Origin of the sequence: Ancylobacter sp. (genome assembly GCF_965279025.1) — a bacterium.
GTDB lineage: Bacteria > Pseudomonadota > Alphaproteobacteria > Rhizobiales > Xanthobacteraceae > Ancylobacter.
The window spans coordinates 4563160-4580940 of record NZ_OZ257132.1 but is presented as its reverse complement, the minus strand read 5'-3'; the positions used below and the strand labels follow the sequence as shown (position 1 = coordinate 4580940).

Below are 17781 nucleotides of genomic sequence, written 5' to 3'. Positions count from 1 at the left end.
CCGCGAGGCGGCACGGATCATTTCCACATCGCCCGCATCCGCGCGCCGATATCGACAGCCGGGCGCGGTTCGCCGGTCCGGCCGCCGGCGTCGGCCTGCGCGGGTGGCCAGCTCGCCATCGCGAAGCGGCCGAGGATGGTGGGCGGGATGAAGCGGGTGCGGGCGGCATAGACGTGGCGATCGCCGCGCGCCGCCTGCCCATGGGTGAAGAAGCGCTGCGGCAGCATCAGGTGCAGCGTGTCCTTCGCCCGCGTCATGGCGACATAGAGCAGGCGCCGCTCCTCCTCGATCTCCTCGCGCGTGCCGGTGCCGAGATCGATGGGAATGCAGCCATCCACCGCGTTGAGCACGAACACCGATTTCCATTCCTGCCCCTTGGCGGAGTGGATGGTGGAGAGGATGAGATAATCCTCGTCGAGGTGCGGCGGGCCGGCCTCGGCGCTGGTGGCGTCCGGCGGGTCGAGCGTCAGCTCGGTGAGAAAGCGCGCGCGCGAGGGATAGCTCGCCGCGATCTGCGCGAGTTGCACGAGATCGGCCTGCCGGCTGCCGGCATCCTCGTGCAGGCGTTCCAGCAGCGGCTCGTACCAGGCTCTCACGAGGTCGAGTTCGCCGGGCCAGCCGGCGTCGTTCGCCTTCAGCGCGCGCGCCATGCCGAGGAAGGCGGGCCACTCCTTTTCCGCGCGGGGCGGGGCCGTGACGGCTTCCAATGCCGGCAGCAGCGCGCCGGCGGCGTCGACCGCATCGAGAATGCGGCCGGCGGTGGCCGGGCCGAGACCCGAGAGGAGGCGCAGCACGCGGAAGCCGGCGACGCGGTCGCGCGGGTTCTCGACGAAGCGCAGGACGCCGAGCACATCCTTCACATGGGCGGAATCGAGGAATTTCAGCCCGCCGAACTTCACGAAGGGAATGTTGCGGCGGGTGAGTTCCACCTCCAGCGGCCCGCTGTGATGGGCGGCGCGGAACAGCACCGCCTGTGCCTTCAGCGCGATGCCGTCCTCGCGATTTTCCAGCACGCGGGTGGCGATGAAGTTGGCCTGCTCGATCTCGTCGCGCACGCTGACCAGCACCGGCCGCTCGGCGCCGGCGCGTTCGGACCAAAGGTTCTTGGCGTAGCGCTCGCTGGCGAAATCGATCACTGCATTGGCGGCGGCGAGGATGGGCTGGGTGGAGCGGTAGTTCTGCTCCAGCATCACCGTGTCGGCGCGGGGCGTGAAATGTCCGGGGAAATCGAGGATGTTGCGCACCGTGGCGGCGCGGAAGGAATAGATCGACTGCGCGTCGTCGCCGACCACGGTGAGCCCGCGCCCGTCCGGCTTGAGGCCGAGGAGGATCGAGGACTGCAGCCTGTTGGTGTCCTGATATTCGTCGACCAGCACATGGTCGAAGCGGCCGGACACCTCGACGGCCAGCGCCGGCTCGCCCATCATCTGCGCCCAGTAGAGCAGCAGGTCGTCGTAATCGAGCACGCTCTGGCGCTGCTTGGCTTCGACATAGGCGGAGAAGATCGCCTTCAGCTCGGCATTCCACCCGGCACACCAGGGGAAGGCGCGGCCGATGACCTCTTCCAGCGGCTGCTGCGCGTTCACCGCCCGGGAATAGATGGCCATCAGCGTGCCCTTGGTGGGGAAGCGCTTCTCGGTCTTGGAGAAGCCCAGCTCATGGCGGACGAGGTTGATGAGGTCGGCGCTGTCCTCGCGGTCGTGAATGGTGAAGTTCGGGTCGAGACCGATCTCCGGCGCGTGGTCGCGCAATATCCTCGCGCCTACTCCGTGGAAGGTGCCGGCCCAGGTGAGGCCCTCGGTGAGGGCGCGCGCATCGGCACCCAGCACCCGCGCGGCGATGCGTTCCACCCGCCGCGCCATTTCCGCCGCCGCACGGCGCGAAAAGGTGAGCAGCAGGATGCGGCGTGGATCGGCACGGTTGACGATGAGATGGGCGACGCGGTGGGCCAGCGTGTCGGTCTTGCCCGAGCCGGCGCCGGCAATGACCAGAAGCGGCCCGCCAATGACGTCGCCGGCGCCTGAAATCCCGTGCTCGACCGCTCGCCGCTGCTGCGGGTTCAGCGTGTCGAGATAGGCGGCGGGCTGCATCGGCTGACGAATCTCTGGCGGGCGGAACACCCAACCAGAGAGCACGTTTCGCGTTTTGTTCGCAACCGCGGGCCGGACACGAAAAGACCGCCCCCGGGGAAGGGCGGCTTTCCGTTGAAGCGACGGTATTAAGGTGGCGCGATCAGCAGGGGGTCTGCTGGCTCGTGCAGTCCCGGTCCGACTTGGTGTCGCCCGGACGGTCGGCATTGGCCGGCTGATCGGGAGAGGTGCCGGTGATGCCGGTGCCGGTAGTGGTGTTGCGACCCTCGGGGGCGCCCATGCCGTTGCCGGCAGCCGGGTTCATCTCGCCGGCCGGAGCCGCGCGGGTGTCGGTGCCGCCGGAATTGCTGCCGATGCCGCTGCTGCCGCCGGCGCTGCCGGAATCGGTGGCGCCGGCGCCCGGCGAAGAGCCGCCCGAACCGGGGCCGGTCTGGGCGAGAGCGGGGCCGCTGAGGGCGAGCATGGCGGCGAGAATGGCGGCGGAAGTCGTCTTGGCGTTAAGCATTGGATCTCCTCCTGTGATGCGAGGATAATCCTCGCGATCACTTAGAGTTCCGCTGCGTGTCGTGCTGAATTTCCGAGTAATTTACTACCGTCAGGAAGCATTATCGTAGTCATTTTCGGCGAAATAGCTTCATTTTACCATTTTACACCGGCGGCGGCACCGATCAGGCGGGGCGCGGGCGCGTGTCCTCGCGCATGCGTGATCGGCGCGGGGGCGGGGCTTTACTCGCCGAACAGCTCGTCGGTCGCGGTGATGAGGCCGATCGTGGGATTGGCGGCGCAATATTCGCCGAGCTTGCCCGCGTTCTCGACGAACTTGTCGGTGTCGATCACCGGCGGGGCGTCGACATCCTTGTAATAGGCGTCGAGCCAGGCGAGCGTCAGCATGATCTCGGTCTTGTCGCTCTCGAGGAACTGCGCGCAGGTGGTGGTCGACAGGTCGATCTTGTCAGCCATGGCGGCGAGCGGCAAGCCGGTCAGGACGGGGAAGGCGAGGGCGAAGGCAAGTTTTTTCATGGGGTCAACCTGCGGAGGGAGCGTCCGGAACGGGACGGGCGGACCCTACCATGCAACCGCACACCCTGCCACGCCCCGCGCCCGCTATACCCCGCGCGCCCGGCCTCGCCATCGGCCGGCGCTCAACCGCGCTTGCGCACGAACTCGGTGCGCAGCACGAGGCCCTTGATCGCCTCGAAGCGGCAGTCGATCTCTTCCGGGTTGTCGGTGAGGCGTATGGTCTTGATGACCGTGCCCTGCTTCAGCGTCTGGCCGGCGCCCTTCACCTTGAGGTCCTTGATGAGGACCACGGAATCGCCGTCGGCGAGAACGGTGCCGGAGGCGTCGCGCACGTCCGGCCGGGCGGCCGCCGCCGCCTTCATCTCGGAGGCCGGGCGCCATTCGCCGGTGGCGTCGTCATAGACATAGGCATCGTCTTCGTCGGCCATGGGGGCCTCCAGGGTGGTCTTCAGGGTGAGGGAAGCGAAAAAGGCGGAGCCTGCGGCCCCGCCTTTCCTGTCATCTTGCCGGCCGGTGCCGGGTGTCGTGTCAATGGCCGCTCAGGGAATCTGCCGGACGGCGCCCTTGGCGGCGCTGGTGGCGAGCGCGGCATAGGCCTTGAGCGCGGTGGTGACGTTGCGCTTGCGCGGCTCGGCGGGAACCCAGCCCTTGGCCTGCTGCTCCTCGCGGCGTGCGGCGAGCTCGGCATCGTCCACCGCGAGATGGATGCGGCGGTTGGGGATGTCGATCTCGATCGTGTCGCCCTCGCGCACCAGCCCGATCGTGCCGCCCTCGGCCGCTTCCGGCGAGACATGGCCAATGGACAGGCCCGAGGAGCCGCCGGAGAAGCGGCCATCGGTGATGAGCGCGCATTCCTTGCCGAGGCCCTTCGACTTCAGATAGCTGGTCGGGTAGAGCATTTCCTGCATGCCCGGCCCGCCGCGCGGCCCCTCATAGCGGATGAGGACGATCTGGCCGGGCTTCACCCGGTTGCCGAGAATGCCGGAGACGGCGTCGTCCTGGCTCTCGAACACGCGGGCGGTGCCGGTGAACTTCAGGATGCTCTCGTCGACGCCGGCGGTCTTCACGATGCAGCCATCCTCGGCGAGGTTGCCATACAGCACCGCGAGGCCACCATCCCTTGAGAAGGCGTGCTCGACATTGCGGATGACGCCCTTTTCGCGGTCGAGATCGACGTCGTCATAGCGGGCGGACTGGCTGAACGCGGTCTGCGTCGGCACGCCGCCGGGGGCGGAGCGGAAGAATTCGTGCACCGCCTCGCTGCCGTTGCGCTTGACGTCCCAGTGCTCCAGCGCCGCGCCGAGCGAGGTGGCGTGGATGGAGCCGACGGATGTGTCGAGCAGGCCGGCGCGGTCGAGCTCGCCAAGGATGCCCATGATGCCGCCGGCATGGTGCACGTCCTCGACATGCACATCCGCCACGGCCGGCGCCACCTTGCACAGCACCGGCACGCGGCGCGAGAGCCGGTCGATGTCGGCCATGGTGAACGGCACTTCGCCTTCATGCGCGGCGGCGAGCAGATGCAGCACGGTGTTGGTGGAGCCGCCCATGGCGATGTCCAGCGTCATGGCGTTCTCGAAAGCGGCGAAGCTCGCCACCGAACGCGGCAGGATGCTGGCATCGTCCTGCTCGTAATAGCGGCGGGCGAGATCGACGATGGTGTGGCCGGCCTCGACGAAGAGACGCTTGCGGTCGGAATGGGTGGCGAGCGTGGTGCCGTTGCCCGGCAGAGCGAGGCCCAGCGCCTCGGTGAGGCAGTTCATCGAATTGGCGGTGAACATGCCCGAGCACGAGCCGCAGGTGGGGCAGGCCGAGCGCTCGATGACGGCAACGTCTTCTTCGGAGATGCGGTCGTCGGCGGCGGCAACCATGGCGTCGACGAGGTCGAGCGCCTTGGTCTTGCCGTTCAACACCACCTTGCCGGCTTCCATCGGGCCGCCGGAGACGAACACGGTCGGGATGTTGAGGCGCAGCGACGCCATCAGCATGCCGGGGGTGATCTTGTCGCAATTGGAGATGCAGACCATGGCGTCGGCGCAGTGCGCGTTGACCATGTACTCCACGCTGTCGGCGATCAGTTCGCGCGAGGGCAGCGAATAGAGCATGCCGTCATGGCCCATGGCGATGCCGTCATCGACCGCGATGGTGTTGAATTCCTTGGCGACGCCGCCCGCCGCCTCGATCTCCCGCGCCACGAGCTGGCCGAGATCCTTCAGGTGTACATGGCCGGGCACGAACTGGGTGAAGGAGTTGACCACGGCGATGATCGGCTTGCCGAAATCGCCGTCCTTCATGCCGGTGGCGCGCCAGAGGCCGCGCGCGCCGGCCATGTTGCGCCCATGAGTGGTGGTGCGGGAACGATAGGCGGGCATGGAATTCCTCCAAACTCTTCGCCGCGCTTATGCCCCCCGCCTGCGTATCGCGCAACCGTTTAGCGTCGAAGGATCGGCCTCGCCGCTCAGCGATAGCGGAACCGTCGCTCGCGGCAGAGCTGGCCGACCAGGCACTGGGCCTCGTCGCGCGTCGGGATCCAGGCCGGTTTGGAACGCTGCGACTGGCAGTAGCCGGCATCGGTGACGAAGCGGTCATAGAGGTTCGGCCCCGTGCCGATGACCACGGCGCCCTGTTGCCGAACGAGGGCTTGTGCCGAGGCGCAGCTCATTGCGAGCGAATCCGGCCGCGCCTGCGCCGCACCGGAAAGCGGCAGCGCCAGCAAAAGCAGCGCGAAGGGCAAAGAGCGCATCATGGCTTCGTCTCGTCGTTCCGGTAGTGCGCGGGCGGGCGCCCGGCAAGGATGAAGGGGGCCGCGCACGGCCCCCATCGGATCTTATCAGGCCACGTCCGGCAGTCGGTCGAGATGCTTGTCGAGCGTGACCGGGTAATCACGCACCCGCACGCCGGTGGCATTGTAGACCGCGTTCGCCACCGCTGCGCCGACGCCGCATATGCCGAGTTCGCCCACGCCCTTCGCCTTCATCGGCGAGGAAACCGGATCGGTCTCGTCCAGGAAGATCACGTCCTGGTGCGGGATGTCGGCATGCACCGGCACCTCATAGCCGGCGAGGTCGTGATTGACGAAGAAACCGCGCCGCGTGTCGACCGCCAGTTCCTCCATCAGCGCTGCGCCGGCGCCCATGGTCATGGCGCCGATAACCTGGCTGCGCGCCGATTTCGGGTTGAGGATGCGGCCCGCCGCGCAGACGGCAAGCATGCGGCGCAGGCGGATCTCGCCCGTCGCCGTGTCGACTGCGGCTTCCACGAAATGGGCGCCGAAGGTCGACTGCTGGTAGGTTTCATCGAGATTGCCATATTCGATGGCATCCTCGGCGGTGATGTCGCCGGCCGCCGCCGCCTCGCCGAGCGGCACCGCGCGGTTGCCCGCCCGCACCTGCCCATCGATGAATTCGGCCTCCTGCGAATTGAAACCAAGGCGGCGGGCGACTTCCTCGCGCAGCTTGACGCAGGCGGCATAGACGCCGGCGGTGGCATTGTTGGCGCCGAACTGCCCGCCGGAACCGGCGGAGACCGGATAATCGGAATCGCCCAGCCGCACGTCGATGCTCTCGATCGGCAGGCCCATCATCTCCGCCGCCGTCTGCGCGATGATGGTGTAGCTGCCGGTGCCGATGTCGGTCATGTCGGTTTCGACACGGAGGCGCCCGGCGGAATCGAGACGCACCCGCGCGCCGGACTTCATCAGCAGATTGTTGCGGAAGGCCGCCGCCATGCCCATGCCGATGAGCCATTGCCCCTCGCGGCGCTGGGCCGGCCGGGCGTGGCGGGCGCTCCAGCCGAAACGCTCGGCGCCGAGGCGCATGCACTCGGCCAGCGAGCGGGCGGAGTAGGGGCGCTCGGGATGCTCCGGGTCGACATTCGTGTCGTTGCGGACGCGGAACTCGATCGGGTCCATGTCGAGCTTTTCCGCCATCTCGTCCATGGCGATTTCCAGCGCCATCATGCCCGGTGCCTCGCCCGGCGCGCGCATGGCGTTGCCTTCGGGCAAATCCAGCACCGCGAGACGCATCGCCGTCATGCGGTTGGCACCGGCATAGAGCAGGCGGGTCTGGCCGACCGCCGTCTCCAGCCCGCCGCCTTCCAGATCGCCGGACCAGCTTTCATGGCCGATGGCGGTGATGGTGCCGTCCCGCTCGGCGCCGATGCGGATGCGCTGCAGGGTGGCGGGGCGGTGGGTGGTGTTGTTGGCGATGAGCGGACGCTGCAGCGCCACCTTCACCGGGCGCTTGGCCGCCCGCGCACCGAGCGCGGCAAGCACCACATCTGACCGCAGGAACAGCTTGCCGCCGAAGCCACCGCCGATGAAGGGCGAGACCACGCGGACCTTGTCCTTGCCGATGCCCAGTGTCTTGGCGAGATCCGCCTGCGCCCAGGCGATCATCTGGTTCGACGTCCACACCGTCAGCTGGTCGCCTTCCCAGCGGGCGAGCGTCGCGTGCGGCTCCATCATCGCATGCGAATGATCGGGCGTGGAGTAGGTCGCATCCAGCGTCACCGGCGCGGCGGCGAAAGCGCGGGGGAAGTCGCCGACATGGGTGTCGATGGGCCCCGTCAGGTCGTTCGGCTCGGGCGCGGTGGCCGCCCCCTTCGCCGCGTGAAGGTCGAAGCTGCCGGTCTCCGTGGCGTAGTCGATCCGCACCAGATGCGCCGCCGCGCGGGCCTGCTCGAAGCTCTCGGCCACGACGAGCGCCACGGCCTGATGATAATGTTCGATAACAGGTCCGCCCAGCAGGTGCGCGGTGTTGAAATTGCCCTTCTCCAGCTTTCCCGCGCTTTCGGCGGTGACGATGGCGATGACGCCCGGCGCGCGCTCGGCCGCCGACAGGTCCATGCCGGTGATCCGCCCTTTTGCAATGGAAGCGCCGACCACATGGCCATAGGCGGGATCGGCGACGATGTCGTGCCGCTCATAGGCATAGGGCGCGGTGCCCGTGGTCTTGCGCGGGCCGTCGATGCGGTCGAGCGGCTGGCCGACGACCTTCAGCTGATCGATGGGATTGGTGGTGGCGGGGGTGTCGAACTTCATGGGTCAGCCCCTTGCCTCAGCGAGAACCGCGTCGAGCGTGCGCTCGACCAGCGTGATCTTGAACGCATTTTCCCGCGTCGGGCGGGCGCCGGCGAGCAGGCGCTCGGTGACGGCACGGCCGCCGCGCGGCATGGCCGTCTCGGCCTCTTCCACCCGCCACGGCTTGTGCGCGACGCCGCCAAGCGCGACGCGCCCGGTGCCGTCCGGCTGGATGACTGCGCCGACCGAGATCAGCGCGAAGGCATAGGAGGCGCGATCACGCACCTTGCGGTACACGTGCCGCCCGCCGAGCGGCTTCGGCAGCACCACGGCGGTGATCAGTTCGCCCGGCTCCAGAGCCGTCTCGATATGGGGTGTGTCGCCGGGCAGACGGTGGAAATCGGCCATCGGGATGGCACGGGCGGCGCCGTCGGCCCGCACGGTCTCGACCGTCGCATCCAGCGCGCGCAGGGCAACCGCCATGTCGCTGGGATGGGTGGCGATGCAGGCCTCGCTGGTGCCGACGATGCCGAGCTGGCGGGTCACCCCGCCAATGGCCGCGCAGCCGCTGCCGGGATGGCGCTTATTGCAGGGCTGGTTGGTGTCGTAGAAATAGGGGCAGCGCGTGCGCTGGAGCAGGTTGCCCGCCGTGGTCGCCTTGTTGCGCAACTGGCCCGAAGCCCCCGCGAGCAGCGCACGGGCAAGTAGGCCGTAGTCGCGGCGCACCCTGGCGTCAGTGGCGAGATCGGTGTTGCTGACCAGCGCCCCGATGCGCAGCCCGCCCTCTTCAGTCGGCTCGATGGTGTCGAGCGCCAGGCCGTTGACATCGATGAGGTGGGTGGGCGTCTCGATCTGCAGCTTCATCAGGTCCAGCAGATTGGTGCCGCCGGCAATGAACCTAGTGCCGGTGCCACGGGCGGCCGCAGCGGCGGCCTCCGCCGGGGTTGCGGCGCGCTCATAGGTGAAGGGCTTCATGCGGGGCTCCCGGCGACATCGGTGATCGCTTCGACGATGTTGGAATAGGCGCCGCAGCGGCAGATATTGCCGCTCATGCGCTCGCGCAGTTCCTCCACGGAGAGCGTGGGCGCGGCAGTGAGATCGGCCGTGACATGGCTGGGAATGCCGGCCTTGATCTCGTCCAGCACCGCCACCGAGGAGCATATCTGCCCCGGCGTGCAATAGCCGCACTGGTAGCCGTCATGCCGAACGAAGGCAGCCTGCATCGGGTGCATGTTGTCGGGCGTGCCGAGGCCCTCGATGGTGGTGACGGCGTGGCCCTCGTGCATCACCGCGAGGGTGAGGCAGGAGTTGATGCGCACGCCATCCACCATCACCGTGCAGGCGCCGCACTGGCCGTGATCGCAGCCCTTCTTGGTGCCGGTGAGGTGGAGATGTTCGCGCAGCGCGTCGAGCAGGGTTGTGCGGGTGTCGAGCTCAAGCTCCCGAGCGGTCCCGTTTACGGTGAAATGGACCTTCATATGGCTGGGCTCCGCTGTGAGGAGGTCGGCCGCGCGTACCGGCTCCGAGGGGCTTTCGGCATGCGCCGACCGGGCGGTCGCGCCGGCGGCAACCGTGACCGCGCCGGCGGTGAGCAGGTCGCGCCGGGACAATCCGGCTTCGGGAGTTCGTTGCATGTCACATCCGATTTTCGACGGCGGGAGAACGCCTATCCTTCCCGCGAGGCCGGGCGCCGCCGCGGGGGTCGAAGGGGAAATCCCTCCCGCCGGGATGTGTTCCCTGGAACCGGTCCAGATTGTGTCGGCGTAGCCCAGCGCCTTGATTTAGGCGGGTATAACGCCCTTCACATCGTCGGGATGTGGGGAGGGGCGGGGCCGGCAGGGCTCCGTGGCCGGAACGAGCACGCCATCACGGCGTTGTCCCGGCACGCCATTCATGGCACCGGAGGAAATTACCTATGCGTACCACCTGCCTTGCGCTCGTCGCCGCGACCATCCTGTTTGCGGCCCCCGTCTGGGCGCAGTCCGCCATCACCGAGACGGCCAACGTCGCCGTGGCCAAGTCGGACGCGCTGGCCTCCAACCTCGTCGGCCTCGACATCGACAACGCCGCCAATGAGGATGTGGGCGAGATCGAGGATCTCGTGCTCGACAGCGGGATGCAGGTGAAGGGTCTGGTCCTGTCGGTCGGCGGCTTCCTCGGCGTCGGCAGCCGTTACGTCGTCGTGCCGCCGAGCGCGATCAAGGTGACGTTCGACAACGCCGCCAATGAATGGAAGGGCGGCACGACCCTTACCCGCGACCAGCTGAAGGGCATGCCCGAGTTCAAATATGAAGGCAAGTTCGACGACTGATCTTGCCGACTGATCTCCACCTGACACACGCTGGCGGCCCCGCTTCCTCGCAGGAGGACGGGGCCGTTCTGCGTCCGGCGCCGTGCCGTTCGCCACAGGCGGACACTATAAGGCACTGGAAGTGCGCGATGGCGTTTGTAGGAGTTGGTGGGCCCGGCAGGACTCGAACCTGCAACCAGACCGTTATGAGCGGTCGGCTCTAACCATTGAGCTACAGGCCCGTCCGACGGCGCGCCGGAGCGGCGGTGGGCGAGGGAAACTAGCAAAGGCCCGCGCCCGCGCCAACCGTGCCGAGGGCGCCGTCCACGCTGGTGTTGAATCCGTCGGGTAGAAGCGGCGGTAACGGCGGAGAAGCGCGGGCGCGTGCCGGGGCCGCCGCAATCCCGCCGCCTTCCCGCAGTGCTCTGGCGTGCCGCACCGTCATTCCGGCAGGTTCTCAGACGCGCCGGCACGTTCAAGGAAGTGAAAGACATGAAGCTCACCCGCGCCACCCTGCGTGCAGCTACCTTCGGCGCCGTCGCGCTGCTCGCCAGCCTGTCGCCGCTCGCCGCCCAGGACATCGCCAACACCCCCCGCCGGGCGACGCTCTCCGTGTCGGGCGAGGGCAAGGCCAGCGCGGTGCCTGATATGGCGACCCTCACCACCGGCGTGGTGAGCGAGGGCAAGACAGCGCGCGAAGCGCTCGACGCCAATTCCACCGCCGTGGCGGCGATGATCGCGGCGATCAAGACCGCAGGCGTGGAGCCGCGCGACATCTCCACCTCCGGCTTCTCGGTGCAGCCGCAATACACCCCGCAGAAGAAGGAGGGCGATGCCCTGCGCATTGCCGGCTATCAGGTGAACAATGCCGTCACCGTGAGGCTGCGCGATCTCGGCAAGCTCGGCGACTTGCTCGACCAGCTTGTCACCAATGGCGCCAACCAGATCGACGGCATCGCCTTCGACATCGCCGAGCCCGGCAAGCTGGAGGACATGGCGCGCGCCGAGGCGGTGAAGGACGCCCGCCACCAGGCCGGCATCATCGCCGAGGCGGCCGGCGTGCGGCTGGTGCGGGTCATCTCCATCGCCGGCGAGGGCGGCGTGCAGCCCATGCCGCGCATGATGATGGCGGCCCGCGCGCAGAAGATGGACTCGGTTCCGGTGGAAGCCGGCGAGACGCAGGTCCGCGCCGGGGTCACCGTGGTCTACGAGATCGAGCCGCTCTGAAGCTCACCTGTTGCGGCCGGGGCCTGCACGGTTCCGGCCGTCTTGGCGGCGCCGTCGGCGGCGGGCGGGATCAGCAGCTTGAGGGCGCGCGGCACGATCTTGTAGGTGAGCGGCATGTCTTCGCGGCCGAGCTCGCCATCCGTGGACACCCAGCTGCGGGCGCGGGCGGGGCGGGCGAGCACGATTTCGCGGCCGGTGAGGCTGATGATGCCGGGATTGTCGCGCCACGTGTCGGCCACCATGTCCGCACCGGCCTTGAGCAGAGCAAGGCCGCCGCGATCTTCCGCGACATTGAGTTCGAGCACCCCTTCGTCGAGCCGGGCGCGGCGCCAACCCGGCCCGGTGAAGCGGTTGACCGACAGCAGCGCAGCAAAGGCCTGGAAGCGGTGAGGCGTGCCGTCGACGGTGACCTCAAGGTCGAAGCGTCCGCTGCGGCGCACCGCGAAAATGGCGGCGATCGCCACGGCGAGAAAGCGCCAGAGCTTCCAGCGGCGGGCGGTTTCGCGGGCACGGGCCATCTGGCTGAAGAAGCCCATGCCGGAAATCGTGTGGAAGCGCCGTCCGTTCAGCGTGGCGAGGTCGATTTCGGCCACCGTCGCCTCCCGCAGGGCACGGATGGCGGCGTCGAGGTCGCGCGGCATGCCGATATCGGTGGCCAGCAAATTGAGCGTGCCGAGCGGCAGGATGCCGAGGGTCTTGTCCGAGCCCTCCAGACTCTGCACCGCGAGGCTCACGCTGCCGTCGCCGCCGCCGACGATCACCGTTTCATGCGCGCCGGTGCCGGACGCCTTGATGGCGCGCACGAGTTCCTTGCCGCGCAGGAGCTGGACGTCGACGGTGCGCCCGTCGCCATCCAGCCCGTCGGCCACCAGACGGCGGACCTCCTCGGCGTCGCGGTCGAGCACCGTGCCGGCATTGGCGTTCAGAAGGACGAGGAGATGGGCCATGGGATGTCCGGATTCGGGGAACCAGCGATACTCCCCTGCAATCGCGGCGTTGCGAAGACGTTCCTCAACGGAACCGACTTCTTGCACAGGGTGATGCAGCCGGCGCCTGAAGCGGTGCTCGGCGCGGGGACGGGCCGCACGGCCGGCGACGCAAGAGAAGGCCGCCCCGGAACGTTCCGGGACGGCCAGATGTAAGGCTTGCCTGTCAGATTCGGGCGTTAGCCGCCGACAAGGTCGCGGCAGAGGGCGACGATGCCTGAATCATAGGCGCGGGGCTCGGAGAGCACGCCGGTGCAGCGCAGCTTCTTGGCCGCCATATCGGAGTTCCGGGTGCCCGCGCCCGGCGCCGTGCCGGGGTTGCCGGCCGAGGGGCCCCCAGGGGTGCCCGGGCCGCCGGGACCGCCGGGACCGCCAGGCCCGCCGGGGCCACCAGGACCGCCAGGCCCGCCCGGGCCACCAGGACCACGCACGCCACCACCGATACCGATGCCGATACCCACGGCGGCGGTGCTCGGGCCGCCGACATCGACGCTGGCATTGGCGCGCACGCCGCGCGGCCCGCCCAGCGTGGTCCGGCTGTCGACATCCGCCACCTGCCGGCCACCGATGGTGGCACTGGTGCGATTGACGAGGCCGCGCTGGCCGAAGGCGCTCACCCGGGCGTCAGCGGCAACCGGACGGGCGCGCGAGGTTCCCACGGCCACATCGGCATTGACGCCGCGCCGGCCGAGGGCGCCGACGCTGACGTCGGCAATATTGCCGCTGTTGTTGCGGCTGAAAGCGGCAGGACGCTGGCCGCGCTTGAGCAGTTCGATCCGCAACGCGAGCAGCCGGGCCGAGAGAGGGGACCGGGCAGAGTTGGCGGAGGTGGGGCCGGCGCCGTTCGGGGTTCCCGCAGCCTGGCTTCCGATGCCGGAGACACCGCTGCTCACGCCCGAGACGGCATTGCCGACGCCGCTGCCAACGCCCGACACCGCGCCGCCGACCGCACCACCGACACCGGAGACCGCACCGCCGGCGGCGCTGCCGATGCCCGAGGCTGCGCCGCCCAGCGAACGGCCAGCGCCGGAAAGGGCACCGCCCGCCGCCCGGCTAGCGCCGGACACCGCGCCGCCTGCCGCCCGCGAGGCGCCGGAAACGGCACCACCCGCGGCGCGGCCGACGCCGCCCAGACCGCCGCCCAATCCACCCTTGCTCTTGGCTTCCGCCAGGGCCGGGGCCAAGGCGAGTGCAACTGCCAGCACGCCTGTGCTGGCCATGGCAAGATGTCTTCCGCTTTTCTCGAAATGCCACATAGCAACGCTCCCTGTTTCAACAGTGGCGTCGTGGCGTTTTGCCCGGCGCCCAACAAAACAAGCAGCGACCTGCCCCATGGTTTCATGCGCAACGCGCGGTAGAGCGTCGAATTTATAAATAATACTCGTTTTGCAGGGGTGGCAGGTAATGAATTGCTCCCAGAGGTTGTATGGTAGAGACGTAGGGCGCAGCGATCACCGATTTGTGATCGAACGACGGGCGCGATGCGCTGCCGTCAGGGCGTGCCGCGCCGCTCGAAGCAGCGCCGTCGGGCGTTTTCGGGAGGCAGGGCTGCTGCTCGCCGCAACCGCAGAGGCGCCCTTTGCGGCAAGCCGGCGGGCCTCGTTTTCCGCTTCGCGGGCACGCCGGAAGAATTGTGCCGCCGCTGCGGCGTCGGGGATGGCGCCGAGCCCCTCGGCCAGGGCGCCGCCATAGGCCCGCAGATCTTCCGGCTCGCCGCTCTCGGCGGCGCGTTCCAGGGCCCGCAGGGCGATCTGGCGCAGGGTCGGCTCTGGCGAACCGCGCAACGCCATGCCGACATGGCGGCAGAAGGCCGGTACGCCCGCCTCGACCGCGCGGGTAAACCATGGGGCGGCGAGGTCGAGCCGGCCGGTGCGCTCCAGCAGCAGCCGCGCGAGGTCGAACTGGCCGCGATAGTCGCCGCCCTCGGCGCCCCGGAGATACCAGCGCGCCGCTGCCGCCGGGCGGGACGGGCGGTCCCAGCCATGTTCGAGATAGCGCCCGACCATGGTGGCGGACTTCGCCGCCGCCTCGCCCCCGCCGCGCCGTGCCGCGCGCACATACCAGTGCAGCGCCTCGGTGCGGGAGAGCGGCACGCCGCGCCCCTCCAGCAGCAGGGTGGCGAGGTTGAACTGGCCCCAGCCATGCCCGGCCTCGGCGGCCTGCCGGTAATGGCCTGCCGCGCGGGCGGGATCGGCGGCAACGCCCCAGCCGAGCTCAAAGGCGCGCCCCACCATGTTCCGCCCTTCGGCGCTGCCGGCGGCGGCCGCGACATCGAACCAGCGCCGTCCGGCTTCCGGGTCGCGTGCCACGCCGTGCCCGTCGACCAGCATCTGGCCCCAGGCGATCTGGGCGCTGACGATGCCGTTCAGCGCCGCCGCTTCCACCCAGCGTGCCGCCGCCTGCGGATTCTTACTGATGCGTGCGTGCAACAGTTCGGGGCCGATTTGTGTCAGCTCTGTGAACGAAATCCAGCCGTCGCGCATCCCGATTCCGCCGCTTGTCGCCTGTTTGGACCGCCCTCTGCCTCTCGGCCGTCCGCGCAATGTCCTTGGTCTACATAATCTAGAAGGCCATGCGCGCAAACATTGGTCGCGCTGATTCAGATTAAACTAATTCAAAACTGCAGTTTTGAAACAATCTACGCTGTCTATGTTGGAACACATAAAAAACATAACGTTTGAAGCGGTTTAGATTCGTAGATATGAGCAAAATTACGAAACATTAAGGGCTGGTATCCGATGAAGACCTTGAGAACGCTTCGCGACACCTCACATAATACCGCACTGACGGCGGGTCTTGCCGTCACGATGTCGGCGCTGCCGCTGTTCGCGGCCCATGCGCAGCAGGCGGCACCGGCCGCTGAAGAAGAGCTGCCGACGGTGACGGTCGAGAGCGAGGGTTCGCCGGATAACACGCTGGAGGACACGACCGGCATCTCGCGTCTGCCGGGCCGCATTCAGGACATGCCGCAGACGGTGCAGGTCATCAACCAGCAGACCATGCAGCAGCAGGGCGTCACCACGCTGGAACAGGCGCTGCGCAACGTGCCGGGCGTCACCGTCGGTATCGGCGAGGGCGGCGGCGGCATGAACGGTGACCAGTTCCGCATCCGTGGCTTCCAGTCCAAGGGCGACGTCTACATCAACGGCCTGCGCGATTTCGGCGTCTATGTGCGCGACAGCTTCGCCTATGAGAGCGTGGAAGTGTTGAAGGGCCCGTCGTCGGAGAGCTTCGGCGCCGGCACCACGGGCGGCGTGATCAACTCGACGCTGAAGCAGGCCCATATCGGCGACAAATATGATTTCGAGGGCCAGTTCGGCACCGGGCCGCTCTATCGCGGCGTGTTCGACATCAACAAGCAGCTCGACGAGACGACCGCCTTCCGCGTGGTCGGCATGGTCAACGAGCAAGAGGTTGCGGACCGCGACCACGTCGAATCGAACCGCTACGGCTTCATGGCCGACCTCGGCTTCGGCCTCGGCACCGACCAGACCCTGCACCTGAACTATCTCTACCAGAACGGTTCGCGCACCCCCGATTACGGCGTGCCGATCGTGACGCCGCGCTTCGGCGACGCCGTGCGCTTCGGCTCGCTCGGCAAGCCGGTGACCGAATACGGGGTGCCGCGCTCCACCTTCTACGGCAAGGTGACCGACCACGACGACACCGAAGCCAACATGTTCACCGCCAACCTCAAGCGCGAGGTGAACGACTGGCTGACCATCACCAACGACTCGCGCATCGGCTATTACACGCGCAACTTCTCGACCAGCGTCGCCGGCTGCGCCAACGCCCCGAACAACGTGCCCAACCCGACGCCGACGCAGTATGAAGCCACCTGCACCGGGCAGTTCTTCGCCGGCAACGACCCGGCGATCGCGTTCGGCGGCGGCAATCCGGGCTTCGACCAGACCAGCTGGTCCGGCCAGAACGTCACCACCGCCATCGCCAAGTTCGACACCGGCTTCCTGCGCCATGAAGTGGTGGCCGGCCTCGACATCTACACGGTCGACGACGAGCGCACGCTGATTTCGGTGCAGGGCTCGAAGGGCACGTCGACGATCTGGAACCCGATCTACGCCAACACGACGGACTACTATCTCTACCCCAACCCGCTGGGCAATAACGGCACCCGCAAGTCCAGCGCGACCGATTTCGGCGCCTTCGTGAGCGACCGTATCTGGCTGACCGATCAGCTCTCGGTGCTCGGCGGCATCCGCTATGACAGTTATTCGGCCGATTACAGCGTCTGGTGTGTCGATCCCAACGGCACAAGCACGACCTGCAAAGACAGCGACGGCAAATGGGTGAATGCCGACAGCACCACCCAGTTCTCCAGCCCGAAGGCGAGCATCATCTGGGAGCCGACCTCCAACCAGACCTACTATGCCTCCTGGGCGCGCTCCTACTCGCCGCAGGGCATGTTCCCGACCAACGACATCACCGTCGTCAACCCGACGCAGAACAATCTCGAGCCGGAAGAGAACGAGACCTACGAGATCGGCTTCAAGATCTCGACGCCGGACGGGCGGCTCGGCTTCACCGGCTCGCTGTTCCGGGTCGACAAGAGCAATGCCTTCTATGTCGATCCCTTCACCTTCGACACGGTGGAGACCGGCGAAAACCAGCGGGTGCAGGGCGTCGAACTCGGCGTGACCGGCAACATCACCGCGGCCTGGGTGATCCAGGCGGGTTACGCCTATTACGACAGCGAGATCATGACCTCGACCACCGACGACTATATCGGCAACGCGGTGCCCTTCGTCTCGGAAAACAACTTCACCCTGTGGACCACCTACGAGCTGACCAAGGGCGTGCTGCAGATCCCCGGCAAGCTGCTCGTCGGCGCCGGCGTGACCTATGCCAGCGAGTATTTCACCAACAGCGCCAACACCGCGATCATCCCCGAGACTTTCTCGCTGGATGCGCTGGTCTCTTATGAATACGCCAATTACCGCGTCGCGCTGAACGCCTACAACCTCACCGACGAGCTGAACTACTCGGCCGGCTGGGGCAATCGCGCGGTGCCGTCCTCGGGCCGCACCTTCACGCTGACTGTCGGGGCGACCTTCTGATCGCCGCGTCTACGACCTGACCGTCGCATCTCGGGGGAAGGCCGGTTTCCGGCTTTCCCCCTCTTTTCGTTGA

Annotated in this window: 15 protein-coding genes and 1 tRNA gene; 3 read left to right on the top strand and 13 right to left on the bottom strand. The window is 67.8% G+C overall.

Annotation, left to right across the window (positions count from 1 at the left end; genetic code table 11):
• Positions 1–17 precede the first annotated feature (17 nt).
• The 9 genes from ACQY76_RS21330 to paoA form a co-directional block, all read right to left on the bottom strand.
• Positions 18–2090 (bottom strand): ATP-dependent helicase, encoded by a 2073-nt coding sequence (locus ACQY76_RS21330; RefSeq protein WP_428030681.1) that lies wholly within the window; start codon positions 2088–2090, stop codon positions 18–20.
• Between the two features lie 142 nt (positions 2091–2232).
• A complete protein-coding gene (locus tag ACQY76_RS21325; RefSeq protein WP_428030680.1) occupies positions 2233–2595 on the bottom strand; it encodes a hypothetical protein in 363 nt (120 codons plus the stop codon).
• Positions 2596–2816: 221 nt separating this feature from the next.
• Positions 2817–3110 (bottom strand): HdeA/HdeB family chaperone, encoded by a 294-nt coding sequence (locus ACQY76_RS21320; protein ID WP_428030679.1) that lies wholly within the window; start codon positions 3108–3110, stop codon positions 2817–2819.
• A gap of 122 nt (positions 3111–3232) precedes the next feature.
• A complete protein-coding gene (locus ACQY76_RS21315; RefSeq protein ID WP_428030678.1) occupies positions 3233–3538 on the bottom strand; it encodes an alkylphosphonate utilization protein in 306 nt (101 codons plus the stop codon).
• A gap of 111 nt (positions 3539–3649) precedes the next feature.
• Positions 3650–5482, bottom strand: a complete 1833-nt coding sequence (gene ilvD / locus ACQY76_RS21310; RefSeq protein WP_428030677.1) for a dihydroxy-acid dehydratase — start codon at positions 5480–5482, stop codon at positions 3650–3652.
• Positions 5483–5568: 86 nt separating this feature from the next.
• Positions 5569–5856, bottom strand: a complete 288-nt coding sequence (locus tag ACQY76_RS21305) for a hypothetical protein (protein WP_428030676.1) — start codon at positions 5854–5856, stop codon at positions 5569–5571.
• A gap of 84 nt (positions 5857–5940) precedes the next feature.
• The gene (paoC, locus tag ACQY76_RS21300; protein ID WP_428030675.1) at positions 5941–8151 is read right to left on the bottom strand and encodes an aldehyde oxidoreductase molybdenum-binding subunit PaoC; all 2211 of its coding nucleotides are present in this window, start codon (positions 8149–8151) and stop codon (positions 5941–5943) included.
• 3 nt (positions 8152–8154) lie between these two features.
• Entirely contained in the window at positions 8155–9105 is a 951-nt protein-coding gene (locus tag ACQY76_RS21295; protein ID WP_428030674.1) for an FAD binding domain-containing protein, read from the bottom strand.
• Positions 9102–9764 carry an aldehyde dehydrogenase iron-sulfur subunit PaoA gene (paoA, locus tag ACQY76_RS21290; RefSeq protein WP_428030673.1) on the bottom strand — a complete coding sequence of 221 codons (663 nt, stop codon included), beginning with the start codon at positions 9762–9764 and terminating at the stop codon, positions 9102–9104. The genes ACQY76_RS21295 and paoA overlap by 4 nt, the downstream gene beginning before the upstream one ends.
• Positions 9765–10045: 281 nt before the next feature.
• Here paoA and ACQY76_RS21285 point away from each other — a divergent pair, with 281 nt between their 5' ends.
• The gene (locus tag ACQY76_RS21285; RefSeq protein ID WP_428030672.1) at positions 10046–10441 is read left to right on the top strand and encodes a PRC-barrel domain-containing protein; all 396 of its coding nucleotides are present in this window, start codon (positions 10046–10048) and stop codon (positions 10439–10441) included.
• Between the two features lie 145 nt (positions 10442–10586).
• Here ACQY76_RS21285 and ACQY76_RS21280 read toward each other — a convergent pair.
• A tRNA-Ile gene (locus tag ACQY76_RS21280) sits at positions 10587–10662 on the bottom strand.
• A 250-nt stretch (positions 10663–10912) separates the two neighbouring features.
• On the opposite strand from ACQY76_RS21280, the gene ACQY76_RS21275 reads away from it, so the two are divergent.
• Complete coding sequence (locus ACQY76_RS21275; RefSeq protein WP_428030671.1) at positions 10913–11647, top strand: SIMPL domain-containing protein; 735 nt, start codon at positions 10913–10915, stop codon at positions 11645–11647.
• On the opposite strand, the gene ACQY76_RS21270 is transcribed toward ACQY76_RS21275, so the two are convergent.
• From ACQY76_RS21270 to ACQY76_RS21260, 3 genes are all read right to left on the bottom strand, one after another.
• A complete protein-coding gene (locus tag ACQY76_RS21270; protein ID WP_428030670.1) occupies positions 11626–12594 on the bottom strand; it encodes a diacylglycerol/lipid kinase family protein in 969 nt (322 codons plus the stop codon). The genes ACQY76_RS21275 and ACQY76_RS21270 overlap by 22 nt on opposite strands.
• 218 nt (positions 12595–12812) lie before the next feature.
• Complete coding sequence (locus ACQY76_RS21265; RefSeq protein ID WP_428030669.1) at positions 12813–13853, bottom strand: hypothetical protein; 1041 nt, start codon at positions 13851–13853, stop codon at positions 12813–12815.
• A 231-nt stretch (positions 13854–14084) separates the two neighbouring features.
• Positions 14085–15062 (bottom strand): tetratricopeptide repeat protein, encoded by a 978-nt coding sequence (locus ACQY76_RS21260; RefSeq protein ID WP_428030668.1) that lies wholly within the window; start codon positions 15060–15062, stop codon positions 14085–14087.
• A 309-nt stretch (positions 15063–15371) separates the two neighbouring features.
• On the opposite strand from ACQY76_RS21260, the gene ACQY76_RS21255 reads away from it, so the two are divergent.
• A complete protein-coding gene (locus ACQY76_RS21255; protein WP_428030667.1) occupies positions 15372–17708 on the top strand; it encodes a TonB-dependent receptor in 2337 nt (778 codons plus the stop codon).
• Positions 17709–17781: the final 73 nt, after the last annotated feature.